The 17376-nt window shown below is 72.8% G+C and carries 13 protein-coding genes; 7 read left to right on the forward strand and 6 right to left on the reverse strand.

Annotated features, from left to right (window positions below; all coding sequences use genetic code 11):
- Nucleotide 1 precedes the first annotated feature (1 nt).
- The 3 genes from SMD20_RS17670 (at nt 2) to SMD20_RS17680 (ending at nt 5151) form a co-directional block, all read left to right on the forward strand.
- The gene (locus SMD20_RS17670; protein ID WP_329582117.1) at nt 2-2629 is read left to right on the forward strand and encodes a glycoside hydrolase family 78 protein; all 2628 of its coding nucleotides are present in this window, start codon (nt 2-4) and stop codon (nt 2627-2629) included.
- A 66-nt stretch (nt 2630-2695) separates the two neighbouring features.
- On the forward strand, nt 2696-3685 hold the full coding sequence (locus SMD20_RS17675) for an endonuclease/exonuclease/phosphatase family protein (protein ID WP_329582120.1): 990 nt from the start codon (nt 2696-2698) through the stop codon (nt 3683-3685).
- 119 nt (nt 3686-3804) lie between these two features.
- Complete coding sequence (locus tag SMD20_RS17680) at nt 3805-5151, forward strand: xylan 1,4-beta-xylosidase (protein WP_329582122.1); 1347 nt, start codon at nt 3805-3807, stop codon at nt 5149-5151.
- Here the strand turns inward: SMD20_RS17680 and SMD20_RS17685 are convergent.
- From SMD20_RS17685 to SMD20_RS17695, 3 genes are read right to left on the reverse strand one after another with little or no spacing between them, the layout of a single operon-like run.
- On the reverse strand, nt 5132-6247 hold the full coding sequence (locus tag SMD20_RS17685) for a LacI family DNA-binding transcriptional regulator (RefSeq protein WP_329582125.1): 1116 nt from the start codon (nt 6245-6247) through the stop codon (nt 5132-5134). The genes SMD20_RS17680 and SMD20_RS17685 overlap by 20 nt on opposite strands.
- Before the next feature lie 30 nt (nt 6248-6277).
- Nucleotides 6278-7156: a PfkB family carbohydrate kinase gene (locus SMD20_RS17690; RefSeq protein ID WP_329582127.1), complete on the reverse strand. Its 879-nt coding sequence runs from the start codon at nt 7154-7156 to the stop codon at nt 6278-6280.
- Nucleotides 7157-7163: 7 nt separating this feature from the next.
- Entirely contained in the window at nt 7164-8165 is a 1002-nt protein-coding gene (locus SMD20_RS17695) for an SIS domain-containing protein (protein WP_329582130.1), read from the reverse strand.
- Nucleotides 8166-8394: 229 nt separating this feature from the next.
- Here SMD20_RS17695 and SMD20_RS17700 point away from each other — a divergent pair, with 229 nt between their 5' ends.
- From SMD20_RS17700 to SMD20_RS17715, 4 genes are read left to right on the forward strand one after another with little or no spacing between them, the layout of a single operon-like run.
- On the forward strand, nt 8395-9711 hold the full coding sequence (locus SMD20_RS17700) for an ABC transporter substrate-binding protein (protein ID WP_329582133.1): 1317 nt from the start codon (nt 8395-8397) through the stop codon (nt 9709-9711).
- Nucleotides 9712-9720: 9 nt separating this feature from the next.
- The gene (locus SMD20_RS17705; protein WP_329582136.1) at nt 9721-10611 is read left to right on the forward strand and encodes a carbohydrate ABC transporter permease; all 891 of its coding nucleotides are present in this window, start codon (nt 9721-9723) and stop codon (nt 10609-10611) included.
- On the forward strand, nt 10608-11441 hold the full coding sequence (locus SMD20_RS17710; RefSeq protein WP_329582138.1) for a carbohydrate ABC transporter permease: 834 nt from the start codon (nt 10608-10610) through the stop codon (nt 11439-11441). The genes SMD20_RS17705 and SMD20_RS17710 overlap by 4 nt, the downstream gene beginning before the upstream one ends.
- Nucleotides 11442-11467: 26 nt before the next feature.
- Entirely contained in the window at nt 11468-12313 is an 846-nt protein-coding gene (locus tag SMD20_RS17715) for a sugar phosphate isomerase/epimerase family protein (RefSeq protein WP_329582141.1), read from the forward strand.
- 5 nt (nt 12314-12318) lie between these two features.
- Here SMD20_RS17715 and SMD20_RS17720 read toward each other — a convergent pair whose 3' ends face one another.
- Genes SMD20_RS17720 through SMD20_RS17730 form a run of 3 tightly spaced genes read right to left on the reverse strand, consistent with a single transcriptional unit; the run spans nt 12319 to nt 17124 of the window.
- Entirely contained in the window at nt 12319-13599 is a 1281-nt protein-coding gene (locus SMD20_RS17720) for a PP2C family protein-serine/threonine phosphatase (protein ID WP_329582143.1), read from the reverse strand.
- Nucleotides 13600-13646: 47 nt separating this feature from the next.
- Nucleotides 13647-14678, reverse strand: coding sequence for a LacI family DNA-binding transcriptional regulator (locus SMD20_RS17725; RefSeq protein WP_329582145.1), 1032 nt, complete (start codon nt 14676-14678; stop codon nt 13647-13649).
- The gene (locus SMD20_RS17730; RefSeq protein WP_329582146.1) at nt 14662-17124 is read right to left on the reverse strand and encodes a glycoside hydrolase family 3 N-terminal domain-containing protein; all 2463 of its coding nucleotides are present in this window, start codon (nt 17122-17124) and stop codon (nt 14662-14664) included. The genes SMD20_RS17725 and SMD20_RS17730 overlap by 17 nt, the downstream gene beginning before the upstream one ends.
- Nucleotides 17125-17376 lie beyond the last annotated feature (252 nt).

Genomic DNA, 17376 nt, shown 5'->3' on the forward strand with positions numbered 1-17376 from the left:
CATGACCTCTCTGCACGTTTCCGCACCTTCCTTCGAACACCACCGTGACCCGCTCGGCGTCGGCGAGCCCGAGCCCCGCCTGTCCTGGACCGTCACCACGGACCTCAGGGACTGGGTCCAGCGGGCGTACGAGATCGAGCTCGGCGACGGCTTCACCACCGGCCGCGTCGAGTCCGCGGAGTCGGTGCTGGTGCCCTGGCCGGGGCCGGCGCTCGGCTCGCGGGAGCGGCGTGGCGCGCGGGTGCGCGTGCACGGCGCGGACGGCTCGGCCAGCGAGTGGAGCGACTGGTCGTACGTGGAGACCGGGCTGCTGGAGCCGGCCGACTGGCGGGCCTCGGCCGCCGCGCCGCCGCCGGCGCTCCTGGGCCCGCCCGACGGCCCCGCGCTGCTGCTGCGCCGCGAGTTCACCCTGCGCGGCCCGGTCGAGCGGGCCCGCCTGTACGTCACCGCGCACGGCCTGTACGAGGCCGAGCTGAACGGCCAGGTGATCGGCGACGACGTGCTCGCCCCCGGCTGGAGCAGCTACGGCCACCGCCTGCGCTACCGCACGCACGACGTCACCGCCCTGCTCCAGGAGGGCCCCAACGCCGTCGGCGCCACCCTCGCCGACGGCTGGTACCGGGGCCGCGTCGGCTTCCGCGAGGGCAGGACCGGTCTCTACGGCGACCGCACCGCCCTCATCGCCCAACTGGAGATCACCTACGCGGACGGCGGCACGGAGACCGTGGTCACCGACGGCTCCTGGCGTTGCGCGCCCGGCCCGGTCACCGCCGCGAGCCTGTACGACGGCGAGCACCACGACGCCCGCCTGGAGCCGGCCGGCTGGTCGCGGCCCGGCTTCGACGACTCGGAGTGGCTGCCCGCCGACGCGCTCCCCCACGACGCCGCGCTGCTGGTGGCCCCCACGGGCCCGCCCGTGCGCCGCACCGAGACGCTGGCCCCGGCCGAGGTCCTGACCGGCCCGTCCGGCGAGACCATCCTCGACTTCGGGCAGAACTTCGCCGGCCGGCTGCGCATCCGCGTCCAGGGCCCGGCCGGGCACACCGTCACCCTGCGCCACGCCGAGGTGCTGGAGGACGGCGCGCTCGCGCTGCGCCCGCTGCGCAACGCCGCCGCCCTCGACCGCTACACGCTGCGCGGCGACGCGGACGGCGAGGAGTGGGAGCCGCGTTTCACCACCCACGGCTTCCGCTACGCGCAGATCGACGGCTGGCCCGGCCCCCTGGACCCGGGCGACGTGGTGGCCGTCGTCTGCCACACCGACCTGCGGCCCGTCGGCGACTTCGACAGCTCGGACCCGCTGCTCGACCGGCTGCACGCCAACGTGCGCTGGAGCATGCGCGGCAACTACGTCGACCTGCCCACCGACTGCCCGCAGCGGGACGAACGGCTCGGCTGGACCGGCGACCTCCAGGTCTTCGCCCCGGCCGCCGCCTTCCTCTACGACTGCGCGGGGGCGCTGTCCTCCTGGCTCGCCGACCTCGCCGCCGAGCAGGCCGAGCACGGGACCGTGCCGCCGTACGTGCCGTGGGTGCCGCTGATGTTCCCGCCCGAGCCCACCGCCGCCTGGGGCGACGCCGCGGTGCTCGTGCCGTGGACGCTGTACGAGCGCACCGGCGACCTCGGCGTGCTGCGCGCCCAGTACGCGAGCATGACGGCCTGGGTGGACCAGGTGACCGGGCTGGCCGGCGAGGACCACCTGTGGGACGAGGGCTTCCAGTTCGGCGACTGGCTCGACCCGGCCGCGCCGCCGGACGACCCTGGACGGGCGCGCACGGACCACGCGCTGGTGGCGACCGCGTACCACGCCTGGTCGGCGCGGGTGGTCGCGGACACGGCCGCGCTGCTCGGCCACGACGACGACGCCGCCCGCTACGGGAAGCTGGCCGAGGAGGTGCGGGCGGCCTTCCGCCGCGAGTTCGTCACCCCGTCGGGCCGGCTCGCCTGCGACACCCAGACCGCCTACGCCCTCGCCCTCCGCCTGGACCTGCTCGACGGGGCCGGGCAGCGGGAGCGGGCCGGGCGGCGGCTGGCCGAGCTGGTCGCCGCCGACGGCCACCGGATCGGCACCGGGTTCGTCGGGACGCCGCTGATCTGCGACGCGCTGGCCTCGGCGGGCGCGTACGCGAGCCTGTACGGGCTGCTTCTCCAGCGGGACTGCCCGTCGTGGCTGTACCCGGTGACGATGGGGGCGACCACGATCTGGGAGCGGTGGGACAGCCTGCTGCCCGACGGCTCGGTCAACCCGGGCGAGATGACCTCCTTCAACCACTACGCGCTGGGGGCGGTCGCCGATTTCCTGCACCGCACCGTCGCCGGCCTCGCCCCTGGCGCGCCCGGCTACCGGGAGCTGCTGGTGCGGCCCCAGCCGGGCGGCGGGCTGTCGCGGGCGCGGGCCACGCTCGACACGCCGTACGGGCGGGCCGAGGCCGGCTGGTCCCGCGCGGACGGGCGCCTGGAACTGCGCGTGGTCGTCCCCCCGAACACGACCGCCACCGTCCACCTCCCGGAGGCCGGTGGGGAAAGCGGGCCGATCGTCGTCGGCTCCGGCGAGCACGTCTTCTCCTGCGCCTTCCGCGACCCCGCCGAGGACCCGGCCCCGCCGGCGCCTCCCGCCCGCCTGCCGTAAAAACCCCGTCACTCACCGCCCCGCCCATCATGGAAATCTCATGAAGGCCACCTAGAGTGCGTGCCTGTGTTAAGGCAAGAGGTGGCGGGCGGGGCCATCGCGCCGTCGCGGCCCCGCCGGCGGTGGGCGGGACGGCTCGTCGTGGCGGTGTCCGTGGTGTTCGCGGCGGGGACGGCCGTGCGGCTCGGCGGCCTGGAGTCCGGGGCGCTGCTGGTGCCGCTGGTCTCGTTCACGCCGTACTTCGCGCTCGCCGCGCTGCTGACGCTGGGGCTGGCGGCGGCCGTACGGAGCAGGGCGGCGACCGCCGTCATGCTGGCCGTGTGCGTCTGCCTGGCCTGGTGCGTCGTCCCGCGCGCCGTCGCGTCCGCCGCGCCGGCGGAGGGGCGGCCGCTCCGGCTGCTGACGGCCAACCTCAACGGCGGCCGCGCCGACGCGGAGACGATCGTCGGCCTGGTCCGCGACCATGACGTGGACGTCCTGAGCCTCCAGGAGCTCACCTTCGCCGAGCAGGAGCGGCTGCGGGCGGCCGGGCTGGAGAGCCTGCTGCCGTACCAGGTGGCGAAACCGGCGACCTGGGGGCCGGTGGGCAGCGGCATCTACGCCCGCCACCCGCTGCGCGAGCGCATCGGGCTGTTCCAGCCGGTCGGGCACCACATGCCGGTGGCCGAGGTGGCGCTGCCCGGCGGCCAGGCGGTCGAGGTGGTCGTCGTGCATCCGGTCGCGCCGGTCCCCTCGACCGTGCCCGAGTGGCACGCCGGGGTGGCCACGCTGCCGCCCGCGCCGGCCACCGGGCCGCCGCGCATCCTGGCCGGCGACTTCAACGCGACGCTGGACCACGCCGTGTTCCGCGGCCTGCTGGACACCGGCTACACCGACGCCGCCGCGGCGACCGGCCAGGGGCTCGTGCCGACCTGGCCGATGCGCCGGCTCCCACCGCTCGTGGCCATCGACCACGTGCTCACCGACGACCGCGCGGGGGCGGTCGCCGTACGGATCCACGATCTTCCTGGCTCCGACCACCGTGCGCTCTTCGCGGACCTGCGGGTGCGCGGATGAGCCGCCTGCCGGTGCCCGAGCAGATCCGGGATCCCCGCACGGGCTTCGCCGTGCGATGCTCACAATCACAAATCATCAGAAACGGGTGGATCTAGGTGGCTGCGGACAGCGGGAAAACGATGTGGAGGCGGCCGGCAGGGGCGATCGCCGCGGTCGCGCTGGCGATGATCGTGGCCGGCTGCGGCCCGGGCGACGGCGCGGGCCCCGAGACCGGGCAGGCCAAGCCGGAGGCGACCGCGACCGCGCCCGCGCAGCCGTCCGCCGAGGCGAAGCCGCCGGCGGTGGACCCCGGCTGGCCGCGCTGGGGCTTCACCCACACCGGCACCAGCGCCAACAACATCAACCCGGGCTTCGAGCAGGCCGTCGCCCGCTCGCTCTCGCAGACCCCCATGCTGCAGAACCAGCACATCATGGGCTTCGGCGCGCTCAACCCGCAGCCCCGCCGCCAGGAGTTCTTCTGGGAGGACCTGGACAGCCGCACGGGCTTCATGAAGGAGTCCGGCGGCACCCAGGTCATCACCCTCTGCTGCGCCCCCGACTGGATGAAGGGCGGCCCCGAGGGCCCGACCTCCGAGGAGGGCTGGGCCGAGCACCTGGAGGACGCCCCCTACCCGCAGCACTTCGACGACTTCGCCAGGCTGGCCGCCACGGTCGCCGAGCGCTACCGCGACGTCGAGTACTTCATGGTCTGGAACGAGTTCAAGGGTTTCTGGAAGGACCACCGCAAGCCCGCCGACTACAAGGGCTACACGCAGCTCTACAACAAGGTCTACGACGCGGTGAAGGCGGTCCGCCCCGACGCCAAGGTCGGCGGCCCGTACCTCGGCTTCGACAGCAACAGGAGCGGCCGCTCCGAGCTGCGCGGCGACTGGGGCGTGGTCAACCAGCACGTCCTCGACGCGTTCAACTACTGGTACGAGAACAAGAAGGGCGCCGACTTCATCGTCGTGGACGGCGCCTCCCCGACCGACGCCCACGAGTTGCTGCCCGACGAGTTCGGCGCGCTGAGCAAGTTCAGCGCGATCACCACCTGGCTGCGCGAGAAGACCGGCGACATGCCGATCTGGTGGTCGGAGTGGTACTTCCAGCCCGAGGACGGCACCACCTGGCCGGAGAACAAGCGCCTGGCCGTGCAGGCCGCCTCGATGATGGAGTTCGCGCGCAGCGGGGCCGCCACCGCGCTCTACTGGAACCCGCAGACCAAGGACAGCGCCTGCAACGGCTGCCTGTGGGACCCGCGCACCGGCGCGCCGTCCGCCACGCAGCGGCTCGTCGAGAACTTCGTGAAGTGGTTCCCCGCCGGGGCGAAGCTGGACGAGGTCTCCTCCTCCGACCCGAAGGTCCGGGTGCTGGCCCAGCCGGAGCAGCTGGTGCTGGTCAACACCTCCAACGCGGCGGCCACGGCGGAGGTGGACGGCAAGGAGTGGGAGCTGAAGCCGTACGAGGTCAGGTGGAGCTCCCGCTGACCCTCGGCGTTCCCGGCGGCGGCGCGACCGAGGCGCGGCGGATCAGGCGCGAGCGCAGCGTGTGCATCTCGCGGGCCGGCTCGGCCCCGCCGAGGATGTCGAGCAGCACCTCGGCCGCCTTGGCGCCGAGCTGGTGCACGGGCTGCGCGATCATGGTGAGCGGCGGCTCCATGACCGCGGCCCACGCGTTGTCGTCGAAGCCGACGAGCGAGACGTCGTGGGGATAGGAGAGCCCGGCGGCGCGCAGGGCGCGCAGCGAGCCGGTCATGCCGTCGGTCTCGGTGCAGAAGACGGCGGTGACCCGGTCGGGCAGCGCGAGCATGCGGCCGACCTCGCGCACCACCCGCTCCTCCGTCTTCGGCCCGGCCATGACCAGCTCGGGGTCGAAGGGGATGTGCGCGTCGTCGAGCGCGTCGAGGTAGCCGCGCAGCCGCTCGCCGTCGGTCCACAGGTTGCGTGAGGCCGCCGCCAGCAGCTCGCGCCGGGTCGCGGGCGGCTCGGCCACCGGCGGCCCCCACACGAACCCGATGCGCCGGTGCCCCGCCGCGATCAGCATCTCGACGGCCTCGCGGGCGGCGTCGCGGTTGTCGATGACGACGGCGTCGAGGTCGAGCGCCGTCACCGCGCGGTCGACCAGGACGACCGGGATGCCGCGGTCGAGCGCGGCCTTGAGGTGGGCGACCTGGCCGCGCTGGAGGGCGGCCGAGGCCACGATGAAGCCGTCCACGCGCTTGTCGATGAGCACGTTCGCGGCCGCGACCTCCTCCTGGAGGTTCTCGTACGTGCTGAGCACGATCACGTCGAACCCGCGGGCCCGCGAGGTGTCGGAGACGCCCCGCAGCAGCCCGGCGAAGAACGGGTTGCCGATGTCGGCGACGATCACCCCGAGCGTGTGGCTCACGCCGGTGGACATGCTGCGGGCCAGCGCGTTGGCGCGGTAGCCGAGTTTCTCGGCCGCGGCCAGCACCCGGGCCCGCAGCTCGGGGCTGACGTAGCCGTAGCCGCCGAGCGTGCGGGCCGCGGTGGCGCGGCCCACCCCGGCCTCGGCCGCCACCTCGGAGATCGTCGGCCCCGCCTGGCCCCGCTCAGTCGCCATGGTTGTCGTCCCTCGTTCCTGATCAGCCCGTCACATGCTAGCCACGGGGCTCGGCCGGCCGTGGCCGAAGGCGCCCTCGACGAAGCACTGGTCGTAGGCGGCCAGCGCGCCGTCCGCCAGCGCCCGCTCGATCAGGCCGGGCGCGGGCCGCGCGCCCCGGGTCCAGCCGCCGCGCAGCAGCGACACCGCGAACCCGGCGAGGAAGGCGTCGCCGCACCCCATCGTGTCCACGAGGGCGCCGTCGTCCACCAGCCGGGCCGGCCCGGAGACCGTCACCCGCCCGTCGCCGGCGATCGCCCCGTCCACCCCGCGGGTGCCGAGCGCGAGCCCGGCCCCCCTGCGCACCGCCTCGGCCAGCAGCTCCTCCGTCGCCTCCGGGCTGAGATGGGAGCAGGACAGCAGCACGAGGTCGGCGTGCGGGCAGACCCGGTCGAGGTAGGCGGGGTCGCGGAATTCCTCCTCGCTGGACAGGTCGAAGCTGACCAGCGGGCCGCCGAGTGCGGCCAGCTTGGGCAGCTCGGGCTCGCTGCGGCTGTAGACGCTCGAATGCACGAGGTCGAAGCCGGCGGCGTAGCCGAGCAGGACGTCGTCGAGCGCGAGAGGCTCGCGCACGGTGACGCCGCCGCCGTTCCAGCCGAGGAAGATCCGCTCACCGTCGTCCACCCGCAGGTGGGACACGCCGCTCTCGCCCCGCCGGACGACGCAGCGGCCGGCGTCCACCCCCTCGGCGGCGATGGCGCCGCCGAGGAAGCTGCCGAGGTCGTCGTCGCCGAAGACGCCCAGGTAGGCGGAGTCGGCGCCGAGACGCCTGGCGTACACGGCGACGTTGACGCTGTTGCCGCCCGGGTAGTCGACCCCGCGGTCGACGAATCGGTCGACGATGTTGTCGCCGAAGCCGAGCACTCTCATGGTCGCCTCAGTAGTCCATGACGCGGTAGTAGCGGCGCAGGTCGAGGGAGTGGCCGCGGACGCGCTCCAGGTGCTTGCTGACCCGGCTCATGACGGTGTCGAGCACGAGCGGCGCGAGCAGGCCGCGGAACTCGGGGCTGATGCCGGTCAGCGGGTAGTCGCGGGTGTCGAAGACCGTGACGTCCTTGGAGACGCGGCGGGCGAACGCCTCGGCGCGGTCGGTGAGCGGCCTGGTCTCGTCCTCGCCCTGGAAGATGATCACGCTGGTGTCCTCTTCCAGCAGCTCCAGCGAGCCGTGGAAGAACTCGGCGCTGTGCACGCGGGTGGTGCGCAGCCACTGCATCTCCTCCAGGATGCACATCGAGTAGAGGTACGTGAACCCCCACAGGTTCCCGCCGCCGATGAGGAAGTGGTAGCCGGCGTCCTTGTGGTCCTCGGCGAAGGCGGCGGCCACGGGCTCGGCCTGCCGGGCGACCTCGACGAGGATCTCCGGGATGCCGGCCAGCTCCGTGGCGAAGCGCTCGTAGCCGTCGAACTCGCCCCGGCGGTCCAGCAGGCGGGTCATGAAGAGCAGCAGCTGGAAGTCGAACGGCCAGGTCTTCGGCTGCGAGACCAGGGCGATGTCCGCCTTCGTCGCCACCGGCGATTCGGGGTGGCCGGTGAAGGAGATCGTGTACGCGCCCTTGGACCGGCAGTACTCGATGGCCCGGACGCTGTCGTCGGTGGTGCCGGAGACCGAGGTGAACACGGCGACCGTGCGCTCGCCGAGCCGCGCGTCGCCGGAGACGATCAGCTCGGCGGCGATGACGGCCCGCACGTCGAGCGTGGAGGAGCGGCGGGCCAGATGCTCGTAGGGCCACATCTGCGCGTACGTGCCGCCCGCGCCGACGAGGAGCAGGGTGTCGAAGCCCTGGTCCACGAGCCGGTCCACCAGCTCCTCGATCTGGGGCCGGAGGGCCACGGCGCTCGCCGACTGGGCGAGGAATTCCGGCTCGTTGAATCCGAGCATGAGGGAGTCCTTTCATGACTCTGATACCGGTATCAGGCGGGGCCACGTTGGCATAGCGCTCCGCTCCGCGTCAACCCGGCAGTCGAGTCAGGCCGCTTTTACCTGGGACTTTGCTGGATGGAAAAGGTCACGGCGGAGCAACGAAGAAAAGATCTTCGCCACTGGGTCTGGTACCGGTATCAGAGCGGCTGTAAGGTCGGCCAACACCAAGGCGGGAGAAAGGAAGCCCATGCGCCCTCGCGCACTCTCGACGTTCGCGGCACTCCTCGGGACCACACTCGCGCTGGCCGCCTGCTCCGGCGGGCAGCCGGAGGCGGCACCCGCGGCCGACGCCGCCGCCACGCCGGAGTTCTCCGGCACCCTGAGCGTTCTCACGAAGTTCGCCGGCGACCCGACCGGCCCCTATTTCGAGAACCTCGCGGCCGAGTACAACAAGCGGCACCCGCAGGTGAAGATCGAGCTCATCCAGGAGACCGACCAGAGCGTCAAGGACAAGCTCAAGACGCTCACGGCCTCCGACGCGCTGCCGGACATCTACTTCACCTGGACCGGCAACTGGGCCGACAACTACATCCGCGGCGGCCGGGCGGCCGACCTCACCGGGGTGATCGGCCCGAGCACCGAGTGGGGCAAGACCTTCAGCCCCGGCTCGCTGGACGCCTTCGCCCGCGACGGCAAGTACTACGGCATCCCGCTGTACGGCAACGGCAAGTTCATGGGCTACAGCAAGGCCGCCTTCGCCAAGGCCGGCGTCGAGGTGCCGAAGACGTTCGAGGAGCTCATCGCCGCCTGCGGACCGCTGCGCAAGGCCGGCTACGAGCCCGTCGCCTTCGGCAACAAGGACGGCTGGCCCGCGCTCCACTACCTCCAGCAGCTCTTCGCCTACAACGTGCCCCAGGCCACGCTGGAGGCCGACTTCGCGCCCGAGACCGCCAAGCTCGCCGACCCCGGCTACGTCACCGCGCTCAACCAGTTCAAGACGCTGGTCGAGCAGTGCACCGACACCAAGAGCGGCACCAACGGCGTGCTCTACACCTCCGCGCAGGAGGCGTTCGCGGGCGGCAAGGCCGCCATGTACTACCAGGAGATCCTGGAGTTCGACAACGCCACCTCGGGCAAGGTCAAGCCGGACGACTTCGGCATCTTCCAGCTCCCCGTCCCGGCGAACGCGGCCGGCGACCCCGGCGTGCTGGAGGGCTCTCCGGAGGGCTACCTGATCAACGCCAAGTCGCCGCGGGTGGCGCTCGCGGTCGACTTCATGAAGTTCGTGACCGAGCTGGAGAACGCCAAGACGCTGTCGGCGCCGCCGTACGGGCAGCCGAGCACGGTCGTCGGCGCGGTCACCCCCGAGACCTCCAGCAAGGCCGTCTACGAGGGCATCCAGCTCGTCAACAAGGCGCCCAAGCTGGCCATCTGGCTCGACACCGTCACCGTGCCCGAGGTCGCCGACGCCTGGCTGGCCGGCGGCGAGGCCATGGTCAGCGGCGGCATGACGGCCGACAAGGTGCTCGAAAGCGTGCGCCAGGCCTCCGAGTCCGCCAGGTAGGAGCCTCCGTTGCGCGCCACCCTGCTGCGAAGGACGCTCGGGCTCGCGTGGGTCGTCCCCGCCCTCGTGCTGGTCGGAGTGTTCGTCTACCTGCCGCTCGTGCAGAACCTCCAGTTCAGCACCCTCAAGTGGGACATCTACAGCGGACGCCAGGAGTACGTCGGCCTGGACAACTACGCCCGGCTCCTCGACGACCCGGTCTTCTGGTCCTCGCTCGGCAACAACGTCCTGTACGCGGTGGTCTCCATCGTGTTCCAGGTGTTCGGCGCGCTGCTGCTGGCGGCGCTCATCGAGAGCGTGCGCAGTCAGCGCTGGCAGCGGGCGCTGCGGGCGATCTACTTCGTGCCGTGCGCGATCTCGATGACCGTCGCGGGCCTGCTGTTCTACTTCATCTACGAGCCGAACCTGGGACCGCTCAACCACGCGCTCAAGGCCGTCGGCCTGCCCGAGCTGGCGCAGGCGTGGCTGGGCCAGGAGAGCACCGCGATGGCGGCGATCATCGCGATGAGCCAGTGGCAGGGCTTCGGCTACTCGACGCTGCTGTTCGCGGTCGCGATCCAGCGCATCCCGTCGCAGATCTACGGCGCCGCCGCCATCGACGGCGTCGGCCCCGTCGGCCGCTTCGTGCACGTCACGCTGCCGCTGGTGCGCGAGATGACCGGGATCATGACCATCCTCACCGTCTCGGGCGCGTTCCAGGTGTTCAACGAGGTCATGGTGATGACGGCCGGCGGGCCCAACAACTCCACGCAGGTGCTGGGCACGTGGCTGTACCGCAGCGGCTTCGTCCGCAACAACTTCGGCTACGCCGCCGCGATCGCGACCGTGCTGTTCGTGATCACGCTCGGCATCGCGATCGCCCAGCTCAGGGCCTCGCGCAGGAGAAGGGTGGAGTGGTGACGCGGCTGAGCTTCCTCGGCGCGGTAGCCCGCGTGTTCGTGTGGGCGTTCCTGCTGGCCCTCGCGGTGGTGGTGCTCTACCCGCTGCTGTGGATGACCCTCAACGGGTTCAAGACGAACGCCGAGCTGTTCGGCGACCCGTTCGCGCTGCCGATGGACTGGAGCTTCGACAACTACGCCAAGGCGTGGAACCGGGGCGTCAGCGGCTACCTCGGCACCAGCGTGCTGGTCACGGTCACCTCCACCGTCGTGACCGTGTTCGTCAGCGCGTGGGCGGCGTACGGGCTGACCCGCGCCGACCTGCCGTTCGGGCGGGGGCTGACCGGGATCATCCTGGGCGGGCTCATGCTCGCGCCGACCGTGGCGCTGGTGCCGCTGGTCAAGATGTTCCAGGCGATGGGGCTGTACAACACCTTCTGGGCGCTGCTCATCCTCTACACCGCCTTCCGGGTGCCGTTCACGACGTTCCTCATCCGGGCGTACATGATCGACCTGCCGCGCGAGGTGGACGAGGCCGCGTCGATGGACGGCGCGAGCCGCTGGACTTGCTTCTGGCGGATCACGCTGCCCATGTGCAAGCCGATCCTCGTCTCCACGGTGCTGCTGCACATCCTGTTCACCTGGAACGAGTACCTTTTCGCGATGGTCTTCACCAGCGGGACCGGCGTGCAGACGCTGCCGGTCGGGCTGACCAGCCTGATGAGCAAGCACGGCACCGAGTACCCGGTGGTGTTCGCCGGGATGGTGATCGCGGCGCTGCCGGTCGTGCTGCTGTTCCTGTTCGGGCAGCGCTACATCGTCAAGGGTCTCGCCGACGGCGTCGGCAAGTAAGTCGGCAAGTAAGGGAGTCTGTCTTCATGGCACTGTCGCTCGCCCGGTTCACCGGCTCGAACTTCTCCTACCAGCACCTGCCCTTCGAGCGTTTCCTCGACGACGCCGCCGCGCTCGGCCGCGAGAGCCTGGAGCTGTGGGGGATCGCGCCGCAGCTCCACGTGCCGCGGATGAGCGACGCCGAGGCGCGGGCGGTGCGCCGCGCGGCCGGGACGCGCGGGCTGGCCGTCCGCTGCCTGACGCCCGAGCAGGTGATGTACCCGGTCAACGTGGCCTCGCCGGAGGCGTGGCTGCGGCAGGAGAGCATCGCGATGTTCCGCCGCGCCGCCGAGCTGGCCGCCGAGCTCGGCGCGGAGCTGCTGCTGCTCACGCCGGGGCGCGGCTTCGAGGACGAGCCGGTGGCGGCCGCCTGGCGGCGCTCGGCCGACGCGATCGGCGAGATCGCCGCCCACGCCGCGACGCTCGGCGTGACGTGCGTGCTGGAGGCGCTGCAGCGGGTGGAGTCGAACCTGGTCAACGACGCCGCCGGGCTGGCCAGGATGATCGGCGAGATCGGCGCGCCCAACCTGGGGGCGGTGCTCGACACCGTCGCCATGGCGGCCGCCGGCGACACCGTGGACGGATACTTCGACGCGCTCGGTGACCGGGTCAGGCACGTGCACCTGATCGACGGGCGGCCCACCGGGCACCTGGCGTGGGGCGAAGGGGAGCTGCCGCTGGCGGACTACCTGGAGGCGCTGGACCGGCGAGGGTACGCCGGACATCTGACGTTCGAGCTGTTCGGGCCGGGCACGTACGCCTTCGACCCCCGCCCGGCCGTGGAGCGGTGCCTCGCCGCCGTCCGCGCGCACCTCCCCGGCGAGGCCGCGTAAGGGCGTCAGGGCGAGGACGGGGGACGCCATTCGACGAGCAGGACCGTCGCGTCGTCCTGGAGCCAGCCCCGCTGGTGGTCGAGGATCGCGTTGATCAGGCGGCGCAGGGTCTCGGGCGCGGACACGCCGTCGGCCTCGCGCTTGATGACGAAGTCGATGAACCGTTCCAGCCCGAACAGCTCCCCCTGCGGGTCCTGGGCCTCGATGACGCCGTCGGTGTAGAGGAGCAGCCGGTCGCCCGGTTCGAGCTGGTAGCGGCCGGGCTCGGTGGGCAGGCCCAGGCCGAGCCCCATCGGGGCGCCGAACGCGGCGTCGAGGGTGGCGACGAGCTGGCCCCGGCGCAGCACCACCGGCGGGGGATGCCCCCGGTTGGCCCACACCAGCCAGCCCGTACGGGTGTCCAGGTCGGCGAGGACGCCGGTCGCGAAGCGGGTGGTGCCGAACTGCCGGGCGATGGCGTCGTCCACGGCCTCCCCCGCGGCCACCACGTCGGCGCCCTCGCGGCGGTGCTTGCGCCAGCAGCCGACCGCGATGGTGGCGGTCAGCCCGGCCGAGGTGTCGTGGCCCATCGCGTCGAAGATCGACAGCCGGAGCACGTCGCCGTTGAGCGCGAAGTCGAAGGCGTCGCCGCCCACCTCGTACGCGGGCTCCAGCGCCGCGCTCACCACCACCCGGTCGTTGGCGAAGGTCGCGCCGGGCATGAGGTTCCACAGCACCTCGGCGGACAGGGCCATCGGCCGGGTGCGGACGAGCTGGGCGTAGCCGTCGCTGAACCCGCGCTTGCTCTGCACGAGCAGGGTGACCAGGCCGGCCAGCCGGGTGAGGCGCGTGAGGACGTCCCCGTCGGAGTGCGGCACGATCACCCCGATCACGCCGAGGCGTTCGGTGCCGCTGTGCAGCGGCGCCCACAGCCGGCGCGGCCCCTCCCCGGTGAAGGGCTCGGCGGGCTCGCCCGCGGCGACGGCGGTGCGGGCCTGCACCGGCTCCAGCGTGCGGAACGCCAGCCCGGGGATGGTCGTGTCGATCGGGATGCGGTCGAGCGGGGCGCCGGTCTCGTCGCGCTGGCCCGGCAGCGGGAGCAGGAACTGCTGCTGGAGGTCGGCGACGTACAGCATGGGGTGGGCGAGCCCGGCGCGGCCGGCGTGCTCGGTGACGAGCTCGGGCAGGTCCTCCAGCGAGGCCGGCGGCCCGTCGCGCAGCAGCGCGCCGAGCATCCCCTCACCGACCTCGTCGCCGTCGCCGAGCCCGTCGCCGTCCTCGACGCCCGGGTCCCCGTCGCCCCGCATGACGCCCCACCCCCCGATCACCGGGTCCTACCCGGGCGGGGCGTCTCTCAGCCCTGACGCGCGCAGGTCACCTCCGCTGTCGAGCCGCGCACGATCAGCTCGGTGGCCAGCTCGACGTGATGGGAGTCGATGGGCTCGCCCGCCGCCAGGCGCAGCGCGGTGCGCAGCGCGACGCTGCCCATCTCGCGCAGCGGCTGGCGGACGGTGGTCAGCGGCGGCGAGACCATCCGGGCGATCTGGGTGTCGTCGAAGCCCACGATGCTGAGGTCCTCGGGGATGCGCAGGCCCCGCGCGCGGGCCGCCTCCATGACGCCGAGCGCGGTCTCGTCGCAGCCGACGAAGATCGCGGTGGGGGGCTCGGGCAGGTCGAGCACGGTGGCGCCGTACTTCAGCCCGTCCTGGTAGCGGAAGTGGCCGAAGTGCGTGTAGCAGGGCGGCACGACGACGCCCTCGGCCTCCAGCGCCGCCCGGTAGCCGTGCAGCCGCGCCTGGTTGCAGGCCGCGGTGGCCGGGCCGCCGATGTAGGCGATGCGCCGGTGCCCGAGCCCGAGCAGGTGCTGGGTGGCGGCCAGCCCGCCGGCGAAGTTGGTCGAGCCGACGCTGGTCACGCGGGTGCGCGGCAGGTTGAGCGGGTCGATGACGACCAGCGGCACCCGAGCCCGCGCCAGCGCGGTGAGCTGCCCGCTGGTCAGCTCGCTGGTGACCGCGATGAGCGCCCGCCGCCCGGCGGCGGCCAGCTCGCGGGCCCAGGAGCCGGGGCGGGCCGCGTCCCGCCTGACGCTGACCACGACCCCGACGCCGAGCTCGGCCCCGGCGGTGACCAGGCCCTGGATGATCTCGGTCGAGTACGCGTTGATGTCGTCGTCGAACTGCACCTCGACCGTGTCCGTCCCGGCGCTCTCACCCCGGCGCGGCGACGGCGACACGTAGTCGTGCTGCCGCAGCAGCGACTCGACCAGCGAGCGGGTCGCCGGGGCGACGTCGCTGCGCCCGTTGAGCACCTTGGACACGGTCGCCACCGACACCCCGGCCGAGGCCGCGACCGTGGCGAGGGTGGCGCGCCTAGGAGTGGCCGGCATCGATTCCCTCCTGAACGTCCACGGAGAAGGGCGTGTCGAGGCGGCGGTCGTGGCCGACGGCCCGTACGGGGCCGGTCAGCCGGACCACGCCGCGGCACGGCAGGTCGGCGGCGGACGTGCCGACGAGCACCTCGATGTCCCCTGGCTCCACGATGCGCCTCAGATCGCGTCCGGTGAAGGCGGTGCGGTCGGCGTGCACGCGGAAGGTGACGCGGGCCGCCGCCCCGGGCTCCAGCCGGACCCTGGCGAACCCGGTGAGCTGGCGTACCGGTCGGGTGACCTGGGCGAGGACGTCGTGCAGGTAGAGCTGGACGAGCTCGTCGCCGGCCCGCCCGCCGGTGTTGCGCACCCGTACGGCCACCGTGAACTCGCCGTCCGTCGGCACCTCGGCGTCGCTGATCCGCAGGTCGTCGACGGCGAAGGCGGTGTAGGAGGCGCCGTGGCCGAAGGGGAACAGCGGGGTCGGGTCGAGGTTGCTGATGCCGGCGCTGTCGGCGCCGAGCGGCGGCTGCAGGTAGGTGCCCGGCTGGCCGCCGTGCCCGCGCGGGATCTGCACCGGCAGCCGGCCCGACGGCTGGACCCGTCCGGACAGCACGCCGGCGATGGCCGCGCCGCCCTCCTCGCCGGGCATGAACGCCTGCACGAGCCCGGCGGCGACGGCGTGCACCTCGCCCAGCGCGTACGGCCGCCCGGACACGACCACCACGACGACCGGCGTCCCCGTGGCGGCCAGCTCGGTGACCAGGTCCTCCTGCACGCCGGGCAGCCGCAGGTCGTCGGCGTCGCAGCCCTCCCCCGACGTGCCGTGCCCGAACAGCCCGGCGAGGTCGCCGACGGCCACCACGCACAGGTCGGCCTCGCGGGCGGCGGCGGTCGCGGCGGCGAAGCCGGAGCGGTCGCCGCCCTGCACGTCGCAGCCCCGCTCGTGGACGATCTCGGTGCCGGGCAGCTCGGCGCGCAGCGCGTCGAGCAGGCTCGGGGCCTCGACGCCGAGCCCGAGGCCGGGGTGGCGGGGCAGCACGTGGTTGGGGAAGGCGTAGCAGCCCATGAACGTGCGCGGCTCGTCGGCGCAGGGCCCGACGACGGCCACCCGGCGCGGCGCGGGCCGGCCCTCGTCCATCAGGGGCAGGGCGCTGCCCGCGTCGAGCAGCACGATCGAGCGCTCGGCCAGCTCGCGGGCGAGCTCCCGGTTGCCCGGCCCGTCCAGGTCGACGGTGGCGGCCCCGGTCACGGACCGCTCCGGCGTCCAGCCGGCGTCGAGCAGCCCGAGCTGCGCCTTCTGGGTGAGCAGGCGGCGCGCGGCGCGGTCGATCAGCTCCTCTGACAGCTCGCCGCGGCGCACCCGCTCGGCCAGCTGCTGCCCGAAGCCGAGGGTGTCGGGCAGCTCGACGTCGATGCCGGCGGCCAGGGCGAGCGCGCCGGCCTCCTCGGCGTCCGCGGCCACCCGGTGCATGGTGGCGAGGAACGGGACCGCCCAGTAGTCGGAGACGACGGTGCCGGTGAAGCCCCAGTCGTCGCGCAGCACCTCGGTGAGCAGCCAGGGGTCGGCCCCGGCGGGCACGCCGTCCACGTCGGAGTAGGAGTTCATGACCGAGCGGGCCCCGCCGAGCGCGATCGCGGTCTCGAACGCGGGCAGGATCATGTCCATCAGCTCGCGCCGCCCCATCGGCACCGGGCCGTGGTTGCGGGCCGCGCGGGAGGCCGAGTAGCCGGCGAAGTGCTTGAGCGTGGCGATGACGCCGGCGCTCTCCAGGCCGTGCACGTAGGCGGCGCCGAGCATGGAGACGAGGTAGGGGTCCTCGCCCATCGTCTCCTCGACCCGCCCCCACCGGTAGTCGCGCACCACGTCGAGGACCGGCGACAGGCCCTGGTGGACGCCGACCGCGGCCATGTCGCGGCCGATCGCCGCCGCCATCCGCTCGACGAGCTCCGGGTCGAACGTCGCGCCCCACGCGATGGCGGCCGGGTAGACGGTCGCGCCGTACGCGGTGAACCCGGTCAGGCATTCCTCGTGCACGATGGCCGGGATGCCGAGCCGTGAGGCCGCGATCACCTGGCGCTGCAACCTGACCACCTCGGCGGCGCCCTCCTGGGGCGTGACGGGCGCGCTGCCGTGCACCCGGGTCAGGTGGCCGAGTCCGTGCCGGATCGCCTCGGCGAACGGCACGGTGCCGGACGCGGCGAACACGTCCTGCATGGGGGCCACGTTGAGGGCGGCGTCATCACCGGGGTCGCCATGATCAACGTCGCCATGATCAACATCGTCAGCACCGGCCGCCGGCTCGGACTGCATGTCGTTGCCGATCCACCGGCTGCCGAGCTGGCCGATCTTCTCCTCAAGGGTCAGCTCCGCGAGGAGCGCCTCCACCCGGTCCGCCACGGGGAGTGCGGAGTCCTGCCAAGGGCGGTCCGCGGCCACCTCGGAAGTTCGCTCGACGGCCGTCATCTGTGCTCCTTAAAAGCCGAATACCAGCGCTAATTTTTCGAAATGTTTCGACGCCGTCAGCGACCTCTGAGCGAGACCTCCTCGTCACCAGATGAGCAGCTAAGCGCCGCGCCAGCGTACTTTACTCGACCCCTGTTCGAATAGGGAGGCATCGCACAGCGGCGGTCTTGACAGGCACATTCCCGAAACCTAGATTGGCGTGCCACGCGGCATGTCGCAAATGTTTCGACAAGCTCACCTCGCATCCCTGGT

Origin of the sequence: Nonomuraea sp. LP-02, assembly GCF_036289125.1 — a bacterium.
Lineage (GTDB): Bacteria > Actinomycetota > Actinomycetes > Streptosporangiales > Streptosporangiaceae > Nonomuraea > Nonomuraea bangladeshensis.

Excerpts from the sequence above, each read along its gene's own strand:
- SMD20_RS17670 (WP_329582117.1), top strand. The coding sequence starts at position 2 with ATGACCTCTCTGCACGTTTCCGCACCTTCCTTCGAACACCACCGTGAC.
- SMD20_RS17680 (WP_329582122.1), top strand. The coding sequence starts at position 3,805 with ATGTGGAGGCGGCCGGCAGGGGCGATCGCCGCGGTCGCGCTGGCGATG.
- SMD20_RS17685 (WP_329582125.1), bottom strand. The coding sequence starts at position 6,247 with ATGGCGACTGAGCGGGGCCAGGCGGGGCCGACGATCTCCGAGGTGGCG.
- SMD20_RS17690 (WP_329582127.1), bottom strand. The coding sequence starts at position 7,156 with ATGAGAGTGCTCGGCTTCGGCGACAACATCGTCGACCGATTCGTCGAC.
- SMD20_RS17695 (WP_329582130.1), bottom strand. The coding sequence starts at position 8,165 with ATGCTCGGATTCAACGAGCCGGAATTCCTCGCCCAGTCGGCGAGCGCC.
- SMD20_RS17700 (WP_329582133.1), top strand. The coding sequence starts at position 8,395 with ATGCGCCCTCGCGCACTCTCGACGTTCGCGGCACTCCTCGGGACCACA.
- SMD20_RS17715 (WP_329582141.1), top strand. The coding sequence starts at position 11,468 with ATGGCACTGTCGCTCGCCCGGTTCACCGGCTCGAACTTCTCCTACCAG.
- SMD20_RS17720 (WP_329582143.1), bottom strand. The coding sequence starts at position 13,599 with ATGCGGGGCGACGGGGACCCGGGCGTCGAGGACGGCGACGGGCTCGGC.
- SMD20_RS17725 (WP_329582145.1), bottom strand. The coding sequence starts at position 14,678 with ATGCCGGCCACTCCTAGGCGCGCCACCCTCGCCACGGTCGCGGCCTCG.
- SMD20_RS17730 (WP_329582146.1), bottom strand. The coding sequence starts at position 17,124 with ATGACGGCCGTCGAGCGAACTTCCGAGGTGGCCGCGGACCGCCCTTGG.